Origin of the sequence: Mycobacterium sp. E342 (assembly GCF_001667665.1) — a bacterium.
Classification (GTDB): Bacteria; Actinomycetota; Actinomycetes; order Mycobacteriales; family Mycobacteriaceae; genus Mycobacterium.
The window spans coordinates 1-15,542 of the sequence record NZ_LZJM01000154.1; the positions used below are offsets into that span (position 1 = coordinate 1).

A 15,542-nucleotide genomic window follows, 5' to 3' on the forward strand; every position below is an offset into this window, starting at 1 on the left:
CTGGATGCACAGAACTCTGGGCAAGCCCAGCGTTTCGGCGACCCGTTGTGGGGGCTCCTCGACGCGGTGCGACAGGACGTCGACGTGGGGGGTGATCCCCGAACTCGCCAGGACTTCGGTGATGGTGCGCACGCCGGAGCCCAATTCCTGTCGCACCGGGTTGGTCACGAAGGTTCCCAGGCCCTGGCGTCTGACCAGCCAGCCCTGCCGCTCGAGTAGTCCGACCGCCGCGCGCACGGTTACCCGGCTCAGACCGGAGCGATCGATCAACTCCCGCTCGCTGGGCAGGCGTCCGCCGCGGGGCAGGCGCTGCTTGATGATCGCGGCCTTGAGCGCCTCGGCGAGCTGGGTGCTCGCGGGTACGCTGCCGCGCCGAACTCGCAGATCGGCGGACTCGAGGTCGAGCGACCGGCTGGTCATAAGACGTATTAAAACGTCTGGTGAGCGGAGGGTAAAGACCGGTCACCGCCCACGCCACGGCGACTGGTCCACCGAGTACGGATTACGCTGGTGCCGACCGATTTTCGCGTCACCTCAGGAGGTCCGGACATGGGAGTCGCGGTGGAAGGGATCGACCATGTCGTGCTGAATTGCCACGACGTCGACGCAACCGCGGCCTGGTATGAGCGGGTGCTCGGGATGCGCCGGGAGACGTTCGGGCCGTCCGCGCGTATCGGGCTGCGCTTCGGGGAGCAGAAACTCAACCTGCGGCCCGTCGGGGCGCTGGCCGACGATCCCGAGTGGGTTACTGGATCCGTCGAGGCCGCCGGCTCCGCCGACTTGTGCTTTATCACGCGCAGCAGACCCGACGAGGTGCGCGCCCACCTCACCGAGTGTGGAGTGGAGGTCGTCGCGGGTCCGGTCACCAGGACCGGCGCACTCGGCCCAATGACGTCGCACTACTGCCGCGACGTCGACGGGAACCTCGTCGAAATCGCCTTCTACGGAACGGTCTAGGGATCAGAGCGGGTAGAGCGCCGGCAGGTTCACCACAACAGCCTCCTGGGTGCTGCGCGCGATGACGACCTCCGCCGGGGTGTTCGGGTCGGGATTTTCCTCGCGGTGCGGCAGATACGGCGGAATGAAGACGTAGTCCCCGGGTGAGGTCGAGATGCGCACCTCTCGGGTGCCGTCGTGAAACACGAATTCCGGGTGGCCGCTGCGCACGTAGATGGCGGTTTCCGAGTCGCCGTGATGGTGGTTTGAAGAGACGGTCGACGGCATTGCGTGCGTCTCTCCCATCCAGAGCTTTTCGGCGCCGACCGACGCGCCGCTGAGCGCGGCGAAGCGACGAAGCCCGTCCGATTGCGCGGTGTCGGAGCTGATGTCCGACGCCTTGATGTGGTGCACCCGGCTGCCGGTGGCTTCCGGCGCCTTCTCGTCGAAGTCCGGGTGGAATCCGTCTGCGGTGGCCATGGGTCAATTATGGTCCGACGCATCCCGATACGCCTCGAGAAGCCGCAGCCACAGCTCGCTGACCGTCGGGAAGCAGGGCACGGCGTGCCACAGCCGGTCGATGGGCACCTGCCCGGCGACGGCGATGGTGGCGGAGTGAAGCATTTCGGTGACCCCGGGTCCAACCAGCGTGACCCCGAGCAGGCGCTCGCGATCGAGATCGACCACCATCCGCGCCCGGCCTGTGTACCCATCGGCGTAGAGCTTGGCCCCCATCACCGCGTCGCCGACTTCGATGTCGACTGTGCGCACCCGGTGCCCGGCCCGCTGCGCCTGCTGGCATGTCAGGCCCACCGAGGCGGCTTCGGGATCGGTGAAGAACGCCTGCGGGACGGCGTAATGGTCAGCCGTGGTGGCATGCCGTCCCCACGGTGCGGTGTCCAACGGGGCGCCCACCGCACGGGCTGCGATGGCCGCGCCGGCGATGCGGCCCTGGTACTTGCCCTGATGGGTCAGCAGGGCTCGGTGATTGACGTCGCCTGCCGCATAGAGCCAGCCGTCCTCGATCGCTCGCACTCGGCAGGTGTCGTCGACGCCGAGCCAGGCGCCCGGTGTCAACCCGACGGTCTCTAGGCCGATGTCCTCGGTGAGCGGCGCGCGGCCGGTAGCGAAAAGCACTTCGTCAGCTGATAACTCGGAACCGTCGTCCAATTCGAGTTTTACCTGCCCGTCATCGGCCCGGTGCAGCGCGCGGACCGATACCCCGACGCGCACCTCCACGCCCGACGCGGTGAGCCCGCGTACGATCAGCTCGCCCACGAAGGGTTCCATTCGGGGTAGCAGGCCGGATCCACGCGCGAGCAGAGTCACCTGCGACCCCAATCCTTGCCAGGCGGTTGCCATTTCGACGCCCACGCCACCGGCACCCACAACGGCGAGTCGTCCGGGGACGGAGCTGTTGTCGGTGGCTTGGCGGTTGGTCCACGGGTCGGCGTCGTCGATGCCGGGCAGGTCGGGGAGAACGGGCCGGCTTCCGGTGCAGACCACGACCGCGTGTCGCGCGGTCAACACCGACGTCTCACCGCTGGCAGCGGTGACGGCGACTCGTCGGGCACCATCCAACCGGCCGTGGCCGCGTACCAGGGTGGCGCCGATCCCCTTCACCCAGTCGGCCTGCCCGCTGTCGTCCCAGTCGCTGACGTAGCGGTCGCGGCGGCCGAAGGCTCCCGCGGCGCTGATGGGGCCGGCGACGGCTTCCCGCGCCCCGTCGACCCGGCGGGCGTCGGAGACGGCAATCACCGGACGCAGCAGAGCCTTGCTGGGTACGCAGGCCCAATAGGAGCATTCGCCACCGACCAGTTCGCGCTCGATCATCGCGACGCTCAGGCCGCCCGCCCGGGCGCGTTCCGCGACGTTCTGCCCGATCGGCCCGGCGCCGAGCACGATGACGTCGTAGTCCCGTTCCTTGTCGACCGCCATGGTGGATGAACCTTTCGTTGGTGTCCGTCAGTTGGCTGTGAGCTTCTCGGCCAGCTGGCATAAGTCGCTCGCTATGAGGTTCGGCTGGGGCAGCCCCTCTACCGGTAGGGGTGGATTGCCCGGGCGCGTGATGAGCGCCGCGCTGAAGCCGACGTTTTGTGCGCCGAGCGTGTCCCACACGTGCGCGGCCACCATCATGCAGTCGATCGGCGCGACCCCGAGCGTTTCACACACATATCGGTACACGGCGGGCGCCGGCTTGAAGGCGCGGCAAGCGTCGACGCTCAATTGGTGTTCGAAGAAATCGGCCAGCCCGGAACTCTGCAAGGCCGTCGGTCCGTCCGGGTTGGGCGGTGAATTGGTCAGCGTAACCAGGCGAAAACCATTGTCTCGCAGCCTGGTGAGCCCCTCGGGCACCTCCGGGTGTGCCGGCATGGTGAGCAGACCGGTCTTCAGGCGGTGCAGGTCGTCGTCGGAGACGTGGACGTGGTGAATATCGCCGACCATGCGCAGCACGCCTTGTGCGAGCGTGGAGAAGTTCACGTAATTGTCCGCCAGTGTCGCGGACATCGAGTACATGACCAGCTGGGCGAACCACTCGCGGAGCACCCTTTCATCACCGAACAGCTCGGTGAAAAGCGTTGCGAGGGAATCAATGTCGACCAACGTCTCGTTGACGTCGAAAACCAGGACGGACGGTGTGGGCATGGCTAGGGCTCGACCTTCTTGAGAGTGGCAACGTCGGGCCTTAGATACCCGATCAAACACAAGCAAATCAATGCCATTCCGAGCAACGGCCACCGAAGTGCGATCACCCCGGCCATCGTGAAGACGCCGACCGTGATGAACGACCTCATCCGAATCAACCGGCGCATCCGATCCGTGAGGTCCTCGTGGGCCGGCCGGTCGACCACTTCGCGGCACAGCGCTAGATAGGTGATGTTGACGAGAACGAAGACGAACGCATACAAGGCCACGGGCGCGGCGGCCAGCCTGCTGTCGGCTATCCGCTCGGTGGTGATCGGGATGAGCGACACCGAAAACAGGTGCGAGAAATTCGACCACACCAGCCGCGGTGTCGCCAGCTCCGCGTAGCTGAACATGTGATGGTGGTTGACCCACACGATCGCGATGAACAGATAGCTGACCACATAGCTCAAACCGGTGGGCCATAGGGGTAGCAGGGCGCTGAAGCTGTGGGCTGTCGGCGAGTGGAGCTCGAGCACCAGGATCGTGATGACCACCGCAAACACGCCATCGGAAAACGCTCCTACCCGCTCCGGACCTGTTCTCCGCACGGCCACTTCGCCTCCTGGGACCCAGCCCGCAGGATCGCGACTTCGACGGACCCTCTCGCGAACAATCTCGGACGGTTGGTGCTCACTGCATCACGACGACCATCTTCCCGCCGGCCCTTCCCGCTTCCATCACGCGGTGCGCCTCACGGATCTGGTCGAAAGAGAAGACGCGAGACGGCTTGGCCTCCAGCGTGCCCTCGGCGACCTGCCGCGCGATGTCTTGTAGCGGCACATCTGACAGCGGAAAGCCGGGAGCCCCAAAGACGAAGCTGCCGAAGAAGTTCCAGTTCACGCCGCTCGCCATGCGCAACAGGGGGTTGAAATCCCCGATGGGGTCAAGCCCGCCCAGCCATCCCGCCAGGCATGCCGTCCCGCCGCGGCACAGCATGTCCAGGGAGTCCAAGATGGTGCTGTTGCCGACCAGGTCCAGGACGGCGTCCACCCGCTTCGCCTCGGGGAGATGGTCGGCCAGGTCGCGCCGTTCCAATTCGACGCGGGAGGCGCCCAGCCCCTCTAGCAGGGAAGACCGGCTACTGCTTCGCGCGGTGACGATGACACGCGCACCGGCGGCCACGGCCAGCTTGAGCGCGGCTTGCCCGAGCGATGAGGTCGCCCCGCGCAGCACCAGGGTTTGCCCGGCCTTCAGGTCGAGGTTGCGGAAGAGGCATGTCCACGCGACCGCGTAGGTTTCGGGCAGCGCCGCCAAATCCGCCCAGGGCAGCCCGGATTCGATGAGGGCGACGTTGGCCGCGCGTACACGCGTGTACTGCGCGTAGCTGCCGTTGATGGTACGGCCCAGGCCACCCATCAACGCCGCCACCTTGGCGCCCACGGGGAATTCACCGCCAGGACACGAGTCGACGACGCCGACGCATTCGATGCCGCTGACTTCCGCGGCTTCAGCCCATTCCCCCCGGCGCATGTGCATCTCGGCGTGATTGACGCCGAACGCCTTGACCTCGATGACCACTTCGCCGTCTCTTGGCAGCGGCTTGGGGATGTCGGTGTAGACCAGTTTGTCGAGGCCGCCGAATCCCTTCAGAATGATCGCTCGCATGGTTTCGCCCCCTGCTTGTTCGCGCACCACTACCGGCGCGGTGGGCAGCTGGGGCGCTTCGGTGGTCGACACTTGCCGCTCCTCCCGAATGCTCAGTGGGCATTCATGTCTGGATATGCCGAACGGAGCCGGAGAGCTATCCGCCCGTAATGGGTCAGCTGACCCAATTATTATGGGCTATCTATCCCAATCTGTCCAGGGGGCGGTGATGCTACTTGGCCCGGGTCGGGCCGCGGCGTCGCGCCGGAGTGGATCGGCTCTTACGGGCGTGTGGGGTGAATGCGCGAACGTAGTCGACGGCGGCATTGACTGCGGTCCGCAACGGTTCCGGGTCCCCGGTGGCGTAGGTCAACATCGCTCCGCCCTGGTGCGCGACCACCAGCGATACCGCGAGGTGGCGCGGGTCGGCATCGGGGCGCAGCTCGCCGCGACGGCGCATGGTGGCAAGGCCGGTCTGAAAAAGCTCGATCCACTGGTCATAGCCGGCGGAGAGATCGTCGTGCACTTCGTCGTCGGCGTCGATCAGTTCCCCCGCCAAAGCGCCGTAGACGCAACCTCCTAAGCGGTATACGGCGTCGGTGTCCGCGACGCAGGCATCGGCCCACGCCTGCAGGGCCTGGAGGGTGTCCAGGTCGCCCAGCGGTGGCGCAGTGTGGAAGGCCCGTACGTCCTCGCGGCGGGCGGCGATCACCTGACGGGTCAGCTCGCGCTTGTCCTGGAAGTAATGCGCGATCTGCGAGCCTCCGACCCCGGCCGCTCGCCGCACCTGTTCGATGCTGGTGCCGGCGACGCCGCGCTCGAACATGAGGCGCGCGGCGACCTCGACGACGCGCGCGCGTGTTGCCTGCCCCTTGCGCGTGAAACGTGTTGAGCTGTCGTCAGTTAGGGCGCGGCCCTCGCGCAGGCGCCGAGGACGCCGGGCGGGCCGGGCAACCCGCTCGCCGGGATCGGTGGCGAAGCTGCGCAGGTGGTTGATCGCGAAGCGGACGGCGTCGGCGTGCGGCCATTCCGCGCGGTAGGTGAAGGCCAATGTGCCACCGCCCTGATGGGCGGCGACGATCACGATCGCCAGCGCTCGCGAGTCGGCTTCAGCGACCACGATGCCGTCGTCTTTCATTCGCTGGATCGCCGCGTCGAGCAGGTCGACCCACTGCCAATAGCCGGCTCCCAGCGTTTCGCGTGTCGCGTCGTCGGACTTCGCCAGCTGCGCGGCAAGAGCGTGATAGGTGGGCGTGCCGAAATATCCAATGCGCCTGAGGTATCGCATGTTGAGGTCGGCCCACCGCTCGAAGTCGGCGAACGAAGCCAGACCACCGAGCTTGGGCTGCCGGTGAAAGTCCAAAACCACGCCGATCTGACGCCGGATGACCGCGCGAATGAGGGCGTTCTTGTCGGCGAAATAATGGGCGAGCTGCGAACCGCTGACGGACGCCGCCCTGCGCACGTTCTCCATGTTCGACGCGGAGAGGCCCTCGGTGACGATCAGTTGGGCGGCCGCTTCCACGATGCGGTCCCGGGTGGCACGCCCCTTGGCGGTCAACCGTTGTTCGTCCTGAACGTCGGGATGGGCCATCGCGTCAGGCTAACTCGCGGCCGCCCCGAACTATGGGATATCCAACCCAATGAAGCGCCCAAGGCGCCGGCGGTCCCGGTCAAGCGGTCATGTCAACCTTTGCCAGGAAGCGAAGTATCAATTCGGCGACCTCGTCCAGCGCGGACTCCAGCAGGAAGTGCCCGCCGTCGAGCAGCCGGATCTCGGCATCGGGGAGGTCGTCGGTGAACGCCTCGGCACCGGCCGGGCCGAATATCTCGTCGCCGCGACCCCACACCGCGAGCAGGGGCACCTGGCTGGCGCGAAAGTAGTCATGCAGGCGTGGATAGAGCGGCGCGTTGGTCGCATAGTCCCGCAACAGCTTCAACTGCACCAGGTCGTTGCCGGGACGCGATATGAGCGCGTAGTCGTGTAGCCAGGATTCGGGGTCGAGCAGGGTCTCGTCGGGAACGCCGGTGACGTATTGCCACCGGGTGGCGTCCAGCGTGAGGAACTGCCGTACCGCGGCCTCGGTCTCGGGCGTTTGCTCGCCTTGGTAGGCCCGCACGACCTTCCAGAAGTCGTCGACGAATCCCGCGTCGTAGCCGTTGCCGTTCTGGGTGATGATCGCCGTGATCGCCGACGGGTCGCGCAGCGCAAGTCGCCAACCGATCGGCGCGCCGTAATCCTGGACGTACATGGCATATCTGTCGATGCCGAGCGCGCGGACAAGGCCGGCGGTGAGGTCGGTCAGCGCGTCGAAGGTGTAGTCGAACTGTTGCACCGACGGCGCGTCAGAAAGCCCGAAGCCGAGGTGGTCGGGTGCGATGACGTGATAGCGGTCCGCGAGTGCCGGCAGCAGATGCCGGAACATGTAGGAGCTGGTCGGAAAGCCGTGCAACAGCACGAGCGCGGGAGCGTTCGGGTCGCCCCCTTGGCGGAAGAAGAGCCGGTGACCGTCGACGGTGGCGTATCGATGATGGACAGCCGGCATGACTTTCCTCCTCGGTTGTCGTCCTCCGACGCCGGGGCGTCGGTGGACGGGTAGAACTCTGCCGCTTCTCGCGATAATGGGTTGCACAACCCAGTATGCACCATAACGGGTTCGCGGCACCAGTGCCGCCTCCTGTTGCCTGCCGGCCCGGCGCGGCATATTCTGGGCCAGCCATCCCAGTTACGGGGTTCGGAGGTCACGCTATGGGCGCGCTGATTTCGGTGAACGTCGGCATGCCCAAGGACGTGCGGTGGCGGGACAAGACCGTCTACACGGGGATCTGGAAATCGCCGGTTGAGGGGCCGGTCACGGTGCGCCGCCTGAACATCGACGGCGACGGCCAGGGTGATCTCGCCGGCCACGGCGGTGAGCAGCGTGCCGTCATGGTGTACCAGACCGAATCCTATGACTTCTGGAAGCAATATCTGGGACGTGACGACCTCGTGCCCGGCGACTTCGGGGAGAATTTCACGGTCACCGGCCTGCCCGACGACGATGTGTGTATAGGGGACCGCTACCGGATTGGTGAAGCCGAGTTCGAAGTCACCCAGCCCCGGGTCACATGCTTCCGGGTCGGAATGCGTCTGGACGAGCCTAGAATGCCGAATCTCCTTGTATCGCAACGTCGGCCGGGCTTCTACTTTCGGGTGATCACCGAGGGGCAGGTCCGCGCGGGCGACGAGATCGTGCGAATTCGCCGCGGCCGGCACGGGCTCAGCGTCGCCGACGTAGACGCGCTGTTGTATCTGCCGAACCGCAGACTCGGCCAGCTCCGCAAGATCGTCGACGTGCCTGCGCTCAGCCCCGGCTGGCAGCAGTCGTTTCGGGACATGCTCGAATCACCGCTGGGATCCACATCCGTACTCCCGGGCGCACCAGCGGCATGGGTCGGATTTCGCCCGTTGCGCGTCAGCGCAACACGCGGGGAGAGCCCACAAGTGATGTCCATCCAACTGGAGGCTGATGACGGTTCCGACCTGCCGGCGCCGCTCCCGGGGCAATACCTCACGGTGCGGATACCCGGCGCGGGCGCGCCGCCCCCGCTGCGTAGTTACTCCCTCTCGGGAGACCCCGCCGCGGGGTACTACCGCATCAGCGTCAAACGCGAAGAGCGCGGTCTGGTGAGCCGATGGTTGCACGAGCACGTCGAGCCGGGCTCGGTGGTCGAGGCCGCCGCCCCGCGCGGCGAGTTCTACCTCACCGATGGCGACAACCCGGTGTTGCTGATGTCGGCGGGTATCGGCATCACGCCCGTCCTGGCCATGCTGCATGCGCTCTCGGCGGCCCGCAGCGACCGCGACATCTGGTGGGTACACACCGACCGCAATCGTGAAACACAAGCGTTCGCAACCGAAGTCGCCAGCTTGATCGGATCACTGCCGCGGGCGCGGAAGTCGGTGTTCTACACGCAGGCACAAGGCCGTTTGAACGGCCCGGCCATCGCGGCGCTGGGTATCCCGGCCGACGCGACGGCGTGCCTTTGCGGCCCAACCCAATTCATGAGCGACATGCGCGATGCCTTGACCGCTGCTGGGCTCGACCCTCAACGGATCCATAGTGAACTGTTCGGCACCCTGCCGCCGATCAACCCCGGCATCGTCGACGGTGCCCCTCGTAACCCACCGCATCCCCCGGCGGGCCGTCCGGGGACGGGGCCGGCGATCACGTTCGCGCGCAGCGGCCTGACGGTTCCCTGGTCCTCCGACTGCGCAAGCATTCTCGAGTTGGCCGAAGCGTGCGACGTGCCCACTCGATATTCCTGCCGAAGCGGGGTCTGCCACGTGTGTGTGACCGGCATCGTTGCCGGCAGCGCCAGATATGTGCAACAGCCCCTGGAGCCTCCCGAGCCCGGGACCGTGCTCATCTGCTCGGCGGCCCCAGACACCGAGCTGGTGCTCGATCTGTAGCGGAAACCGTTGCCTCAGGCGGCGATCGCGCGTTGACCGCCGCTCACGGGGACGACAGCGCCGTTGACATAGCTGGCGTCGGGGGAGCTGAGGAAGACGACCGCGCTCGCGATCTCACTCGGCTCGGCCGGCCGGCCGATCGCGGTGCTGGCCGCCACCGTGTCCAGCACTCCCGGTGTGACCGCCACACCGGGAGTGTCGGTTGGCCCTGGCGCGATCGCGTTCACCCGTACCCCGGACCGGCCGAACTCATCCGCCCAGACGCGCGTCAGCAGCTCCAGGCCGGCTTTGGTGGCGCCGTAGATCCCTGCCCCGCTCGCCGGCACCGAGGCTGCAACGGTGCCGACGTTGACGACGGCGCCGCCGCCGCGCTCGATCATTGCCGGCACCAGTTGCTGGACCAAGATGTACGGGGCGCGCAAGTTCACGTTCACATGGTCGTCGAACGTTGCGTCGTCGGTGTCAACGGTGGCTCCGAATTGGTAGATGCCGGCGTTGTTGACCAGTATGTCGACCGGTCCCGCTTCGGCCGCCAGGCGGCGCACGTCTGCGCTGTCGGTGAGGTCTGCGCCCACGAATCGCGCTCTGCCACCGGCATTTTCGATCTCACGGACGGTCTTCTCGCCGCGTTCGGCGCTGCGGCCGTGTACCACCACCTCGACCCCGCGTTCGGCGAGTTGTAGCGCGATCGCCCGGCCGATCCCTGACGTGGCCCCGGTCACTAGCGCGGTGGAGCCGGCCATTGTTGCTGCCATCGAACCCTGCCTCCAGGAGAGAGTTACTTGCCTCCCCGTCAGCAGCGGGTCGCTGGCGTTTATTCCTAGGAGCCCAGTGGGACGGCGGCCTCCGCGGTGTAGCACAGGAACGTCAGCGTCTCCTGCAGATACAGCTGCACGGTCTCCGCGTCATGGCTGGTGTAGCCGATCGAGACGTCGGTCCCCAGCTGCAGGTCGAAGTCCCCGCCCCGGGTGGTCAGCACGAAAGCACCGTCGATCGCCGGCGCCCAGATGATGTCGCCGGGAACCAACCGGTCGATGTGTTCGAGGATCGGATATCCGTGTTCGGTGGTCTCGCTGACCTTCGTGTAGACGTCGGCTGATAGCAGCACCGAGTAGGGGCCGTCGACACCGGCCAGCCGCAGTTCGGAGATCGCCTGGGTGATGACGTCCGGAATCTCGCGGGGATCCGCCGGCAACGTCAACGGCTTGTTCGAGCTGGCCGCGCGGATGCCCTCGATCGACGCGGCGGGGTAGCCCTCGAAGATGGCGCGGTCCTCGACAAATGCCAGCTTCTTGGCGGCGGCCTTGACCGGGTCCCAGTCGGAGTCCTGCGCGCCACGTTCCACGTTGTCGATCTCGTAGCGGGACAGGGTGAACGGAACCCGCAGCCGGACAAGGGGTTTGCTTGCCCGCAGATGAGCCTCCACACCGTCGGAGGGCGACGCCACATCGATCAGCCGGCCGGTGCTGACCGCCGCCGTCACCGGGCCGCCGGGTCCGCTCACGTCCACCACCCGGCGTCCGGCGACATGACGCTTGAACGTCCGGGTCGCCTCCAATTCGATTTCTTCCCAGGCGGCTTCGGTGACCGGTGCCAGGTCGCGGTAGAGGTTGTTCATGAAGGGGTTCCTTTCAGGCTGCCGATCGAAAGCGAGCCGTCCTGTGCGGCAGGCGTTTCCGCCACCGGCGCTGCCGGCAGTGGCGGTGGATCGTCGAGGAAGTCGACGGTGGGGGAGAAGAACAGGCCACCGGTGATCGCGGTGGAGAATTCGAGGATGTGGTCGGTATTGCCGGGCGGATTTCCGAAAAACATGTTCCGCAGCATCTGTTCGGTGACCCGCGGCGTGCGGGAATAGCCGATGAAATAGGTGCCGTACTCGCCTTTGCCGAGTTCACCGAATGGCATGTTGTGCCGCACGATCTTCAGCTCGGTGCCATCGTCGTCGGTGATGACGTTGAGGGCGATGTGGGAGTTGGCCGGCTTATCGTCGTCGTCGAGTTCGAGGTTCTCCAGCTTGGTGCGGCCGATGACCAGCTCCTGCTCGCTGACCGAAAGCGAATTCCACGAATCCATTTCGTGCAGGTACTTCTGCACGTGCACATAGCAGCAGCCCTCGAACTCGGGATCCTCGGCGCCGATCGCGGTGGCGCTGACGGCCAGCTGACCGTCGGGGTTCTCGGTGCCGTCGACGAAGCCCAACAGGTCACGGTTGTCGAAGTAGCGAAAGCCGTGCACCTCATCGACCACCGTGACCGCACCGGCCATCGACCTCAAAATGCGGTCGGCGAGTTCGAAACACACGTCCAGGCTCTCGGCACGGATGTGAAACAAGAGGTCCCCGGGCGTGGCCGGGGCGGTGTGCCGCGGGCCTTTTAATTCGACGAACGGGTGCAACTCTGCGGGACGCGGGCCGGTGAACAAGCGGTCCCACGCCTGCGAGCCGATAGAGGTGATGGCCGACAACCGTTTCGGAGGCTCGCGAAAACCGATCGCGCGCACCAGCCCGGAAATGTCGGGCAGCGCGTCATGAACCGTGGCTTCTCCGCCGTCGTCGATGGTCACTACCAAAAAGACCGCCGCCGGCGTCAACGGCTCGAGGATCGGCTGCAGCTGGACGGGGGGCACTCTCCTGACCCTAGCGTGGCGACGTCGAGCGCCGGAAGGGCGTGAGTAAGGAGCCGCGCAATGGGACCTAGCGTGGCGACGTCGAGCGCCGGAAGGGCGTGAGTAAGGAGCCGCGCAATGGGACCTAGCGTGGCGACGCACGTCGCCGACAGCCATGATGTTGAACATGTCGGCCAGCGCCGCAGGCCTCTGCGATTTCATCGACGCTTCTCCGTCGCCGTTTCACGTCTGCGCGACGGTGGCCGCGCGGTTGACCGCCGCCGCCTACACCGAACTGCGAGAGGCCGAGCGCTGGCCGGACACACCGGGGCGCTACTTCACGGTGCGGGCCGGCTCGCTGGTCGCCTGGCACTCCGACGGAAAAGACGGTCCGTTCCGGATCGTCGGCGCGCACACCGACAGCCCCAATCTCCGGGTCAAGCAGCATCCGGATCGCTTGGTCGCCGGCTGGCGCGTTCTGGCCCTCGAGCCGTACGGGGGAGCGTGGCTGAACTCGTGGCTGGACCGCGACCTCGGCATCAGCGGACGGTTGTCGGTGCGTGACGGCGCCGGGATCGAGCACCGGCTGGTCCGGGTCGACGACCCGATCCTGCGGGTACCGCAACTGGCCATCCACCTGGCCGAGGACCGAAAGTCGTTGACGCTGGACCCGCAGCGACACGTCAACGCGGTGTGGGGCGCCGGCGCCGAAGCGAAACCGTTCGTCGACTTCGTCGCCGAACGCGCCGGGGTGTCGCCCACCGCCGTGCTGGCCGCCGACCTGATGACCCACGACCTGACCCCGTCGACGGTGGTCGGCGCCGACGCCGACCTGCTGAGTGCGCCCCGGCTGGACAACCAGGCCAGTTGTTATGCCGGCATGGAGGCGTTGCTGACCTTGGACGAGGCTCCGTTGCCGCGGGATTTCCTGCCCGTGCTGGTGCTCTTCGACCATGAGGAGGTCGGTTCGTCCTCCGACCACGGAGCCCAGTCCGACCTGCTGGGCACCGTTTTGGAGCGGATCGTGCTCGCGGCCGGCGGCACCCGGGAAGACTTCCTGCGCCGGCTGCCCGACTCGTTGCTGGCCTCGGCCGACATGGCGCACGCCACGCACCCCAACTATCCGGAGCGCCACGAGCCCGGTCACCTCATCGAGGTCAACGCCGGACCCGTCCTCAAGGTGCACCCGAACCTGCGGTACGCCACCGACGGACGCACGGCCGCGGCCTTCGCCTTGGCCTGTGCGCAGGCCGGGGTGTCCCTGCAGCGTTACGAGCATCGCGCCGACCTGCCGTGCGGGTCGACGATCGGTCCGCTGGCCTCGGCGCGCACCGGGATCCCCACCGTCGACGTGGGCGCTCCGCAGCTGGCGATGCATTCCGCCCGTGAGTTGATGGGCGCTCATGACGTGGCCGCCTACTCGGCGGCGATGCGGGCGTTCCTTTCGCCCGAACCCCTCTGAGGCCTAAGGTCTGGCGGTATGGCGCTCAGCGTGGAGATGATCACCTTCGACTGCCACGATCCCGCGCAGCTGGCCGCATGGTGGGCCGAGCAGTTCGGTGGCACGACGCAGGAGTTGCTCGCCGACGAGTTCACCGCGGTGAGTTTGTCGGCGGGACCGCGGCTCGGATTCCAGAAGGTGCCCGATCCCACGCCCGGGAAAAACCGCGTGCACCTCGACTTCGGTGCCGCCGACGTTGATGCCGAGGCGTCCCGGCTGACGGCCGCCGGGGCCACCGAGGTCGGCCGGCACACGTTCGGCGACGATTTTCGCTGGGTGGTGCTGGCCGACCCCGAGGGCAACGTCTTCTGCATCGTGGGTCAATAGCTCGCGGCCGACGAGTGTGCGCCCTCGGCGTTGAGTGTGCAGGTAGGGCGGGATTATCGCGCGATTCCCGCCACCCGCGCACACCGAAGTACCGGAGCGCACACTCGAGTCTTGCCGTTCAGCCGTGGGCGAGGAACAGCGGGTCGTAGCGGATGACGTTCTCCACGACGATTCCGTCGCGGGTGCGAACCCGGTCGATTCCCCGGATCTGGAACGGCCCGTCGGGTCCGGTGCCGCGGCCGACGTAGTGCAAAAACACCAGTTCCTCGCCGGGGTCCGCGCCGGGCACGGTGGCGCTGTCGATCACCTCGAGCTTCAAATCCGGTGCGGCGTCGAGTATTTCGGCGATCTTCGCCGTGTAGGGCTCGATGCCGCGGACCGGCTCGGGGTCACCCGGCCAGTAGCCCACGATGTCATCGGCCAAGATGTCGAAGCCGCGCGACATGGTCGGCGCGGCCCAGTACGCCGCGAACACCTCGGCGCTGAACTTGGGGGCGGATTGGACGTCGGTCATTGTTCCTCCTTGGGTCTGGCGTTCCCGTCGAGCGCGTTGCGCCAAGCGTGTCGCGGCGGCGTGCGGCGGCACAATTACCTCCGAGGTCATCGCTACGGGTACACCGGCGTGGTTACCGTGGCTTGGTGAGCCACGCGGCGGTAGGCGCCCTGTTGCGCGAATGGCGGGAGCGTCGACGGGTGAGTCAGCTCGACCTGTCGCTAACTGTGGGTGTGTCGGCCAGGCACGTGAGCTTCATAGAAACCGGCCGCTCGCGCCCCAGTGCGGAGATGGTGCTCGCCCTTGCCGAAGGCCTCGACATTCCGCTGCGGGAGCGCAACACGCTGCTGCTTGCCGCCGGATTCGCCCCGCGTTACCAGTCGCGCCCGCTCGAGGATGCCGCGATGACCCCAGCCCGTGACGCGGTGCAGCGCCTCCTCGATGCCCACGACCCCTACCCGGGCATCGTGATCGACCGCTGCTGGAACATCGTGGGGGCCAACGCCGCGGCGTCGGCGCTGACCGCAGGCCTGCCCGCGGAGCTGCTCGGCCCACCGGCCAACGTCTACCGGCTGTCGCTGCACCCCGACGGCCTGGCCGGACGGACGCTGAATTTCGGAGAATGGGCGGGCTGCTTGCTGCACCAGCTCCGGCGCGCGATCGCGATCACCGGCGATCCGGGCCTGCAGGCGCTCGATGACGAGGTGCGCGGATATCCGGGAGTCGCGGCCGCCGCCGACGCGCGCGGCGCGCCACCGGATGGCGCCGGCGCGCTGCTCATCCCTTTCGTGCTGGATATCGGCGGCGGGCAACCGCTGTCGATGTTCACGACATTGACGACGTTCGGGACTCCGCTCGACGTCACCCTCGCCGAACTGACCGTCGAGCTGTTCTATCCGGCCGACGCCGCCAGCGCCACCCTGCTCCATGGCAGGTAGCGCTCTTACACTGTTCGG

General features: G+C 66.9%; 17 protein-coding genes. 5 read left to right on the plus strand and 12 right to left on the minus strand.

Annotated features, from left to right (window positions below):
• Positions 1 to 420, minus strand: a 420-nt coding sequence (locus A5692_RS10365) for a GntR family transcriptional regulator (RefSeq protein WP_156766012.1), incomplete at its 3' end; no start/stop codon positions are given.
• 129 nt (positions 421 to 549) lie between these two features.
• Between A5692_RS10365 and A5692_RS10370 the strand changes: the two genes are divergently transcribed.
• A complete protein-coding gene (locus A5692_RS10370) occupies positions 550 to 957 on the plus strand; it encodes a VOC family protein (protein WP_068055340.1) in 408 nt (135 codons plus the stop codon).
• Between the two features lie 3 nt (positions 958 to 960).
• Here A5692_RS10370 and A5692_RS10375 read toward each other — a convergent pair whose 3' ends face one another.
• From A5692_RS10375 to A5692_RS10405, 7 genes are all read right to left on the minus strand, one after another.
• Positions 961 to 1,416, minus strand: coding sequence for a cupin domain-containing protein (locus tag A5692_RS10375; protein WP_068055343.1), 456 nt, complete (start codon positions 1,414 to 1,416; stop codon positions 961 to 963).
• Between the two features lie 3 nt (positions 1,417 to 1,419).
• A complete protein-coding gene (locus tag A5692_RS10380; protein WP_068055346.1) occupies positions 1,420 to 2,874 on the minus strand; it encodes an NAD(P)/FAD-dependent oxidoreductase in 1,455 nt (484 codons plus the stop codon).
• Between the two features lie 27 nt (positions 2,875 to 2,901).
• On the minus strand, positions 2,902 to 3,582 hold the full coding sequence (locus A5692_RS10385; protein ID WP_068055349.1) for a haloacid dehalogenase type II: 681 nt from the start codon (positions 3,580 to 3,582) through the stop codon (positions 2,902 to 2,904).
• 2 nt (positions 3,583 to 3,584) lie between these two features.
• Positions 3,585 to 4,178, minus strand: a complete 594-nt coding sequence (locus A5692_RS10390) for a TMEM175 family protein (protein WP_231984281.1) — start codon at positions 4,176 to 4,178, stop codon at positions 3,585 to 3,587.
• A gap of 76 nt (positions 4,179 to 4,254) precedes the next feature.
• Positions 4,255 to 5,301, minus strand: a complete 1,047-nt coding sequence (locus tag A5692_RS10395; protein ID WP_068055354.1) for a zinc-binding dehydrogenase — start codon at positions 5,299 to 5,301, stop codon at positions 4,255 to 4,257.
• Between the two features lie 139 nt (positions 5,302 to 5,440).
• On the minus strand, positions 5,441 to 6,802 hold the full coding sequence (locus A5692_RS10400) for a TetR/AcrR family transcriptional regulator (protein ID WP_068055357.1): 1,362 nt from the start codon (positions 6,800 to 6,802) through the stop codon (positions 5,441 to 5,443).
• Positions 6,803 to 6,881: 79 nt separating this feature from the next.
• The gene (locus tag A5692_RS10405) at positions 6,882 to 7,754 is read right to left on the minus strand and encodes an alpha/beta fold hydrolase (RefSeq protein WP_068055360.1); all 873 of its coding nucleotides are present in this window, start codon (positions 7,752 to 7,754) and stop codon (positions 6,882 to 6,884) included.
• A 203-nt stretch (positions 7,755 to 7,957) separates the two neighbouring features.
• Here A5692_RS10405 and A5692_RS10410 point away from each other — a divergent pair, with 203 nt between their 5' ends.
• Entirely contained in the window at positions 7,958 to 9,661 is a 1,704-nt protein-coding gene (locus A5692_RS10410; RefSeq protein ID WP_068055363.1) for an MOSC and FAD-binding oxidoreductase domain-containing protein, read from the plus strand.
• A 14-nt stretch (positions 9,662 to 9,675) separates the two neighbouring features.
• Here A5692_RS10410 and A5692_RS10415 read toward each other — a convergent pair whose 3' ends face one another.
• The 3 genes from A5692_RS10415 to A5692_RS10425 form a co-directional block, all read right to left on the minus strand.
• Positions 9,676 to 10,416 (minus strand): SDR family NAD(P)-dependent oxidoreductase, encoded by a 741-nt coding sequence (locus A5692_RS10415; protein WP_068055366.1) that lies wholly within the window; start codon positions 10,414 to 10,416, stop codon positions 9,676 to 9,678.
• Between the two features lie 65 nt (positions 10,417 to 10,481).
• Positions 10,482 to 11,279, minus strand: a complete 798-nt coding sequence (locus A5692_RS10420) for a family 1 encapsulin nanocompartment shell protein (protein WP_067921096.1) — start codon at positions 11,277 to 11,279, stop codon at positions 10,482 to 10,484.
• On the minus strand, positions 11,276 to 12,286 hold the full coding sequence (locus A5692_RS10425) for a Dyp-type peroxidase (protein WP_068055369.1): 1,011 nt from the start codon (positions 12,284 to 12,286) through the stop codon (positions 11,276 to 11,278). Before A5692_RS10425 ends, A5692_RS10420 begins: the two co-directional genes overlap by 4 nt.
• Before the next feature lie 166 nt (positions 12,287 to 12,452).
• On the opposite strand from A5692_RS10425, the gene A5692_RS10430 reads away from it, so the two are divergent.
• On the plus strand, positions 12,453 to 13,727 hold the full coding sequence (locus A5692_RS10430; protein WP_082962570.1) for a M18 family aminopeptidase: 1,275 nt from the start codon (positions 12,453 to 12,455) through the stop codon (positions 13,725 to 13,727).
• 18 nt (positions 13,728 to 13,745) lie between these two features.
• Entirely contained in the window at positions 13,746 to 14,093 is a 348-nt protein-coding gene (locus A5692_RS10435; RefSeq protein WP_068055375.1) for a VOC family protein, read from the plus strand.
• Positions 14,094 to 14,211: 118 nt separating this feature from the next.
• On the opposite strand, the gene A5692_RS10440 is transcribed toward A5692_RS10435, so the two are convergent.
• Positions 14,212 to 14,607, minus strand: a complete 396-nt coding sequence (locus A5692_RS10440) for a nuclear transport factor 2 family protein (protein ID WP_068055378.1) — start codon at positions 14,605 to 14,607, stop codon at positions 14,212 to 14,214.
• Positions 14,608 to 14,732: 125 nt separating this feature from the next.
• Between A5692_RS10440 and A5692_RS10445 the strand changes: the two genes are divergently transcribed.
• Positions 14,733 to 15,524 carry a helix-turn-helix domain-containing protein gene (locus A5692_RS10445; RefSeq protein ID WP_068055381.1) on the plus strand — a complete coding sequence of 264 codons (792 nt, stop codon included), beginning with the start codon at positions 14,733 to 14,735 and terminating at the stop codon, positions 15,522 to 15,524.
• Positions 15,525 to 15,542: the final 18 nt, after the last annotated feature.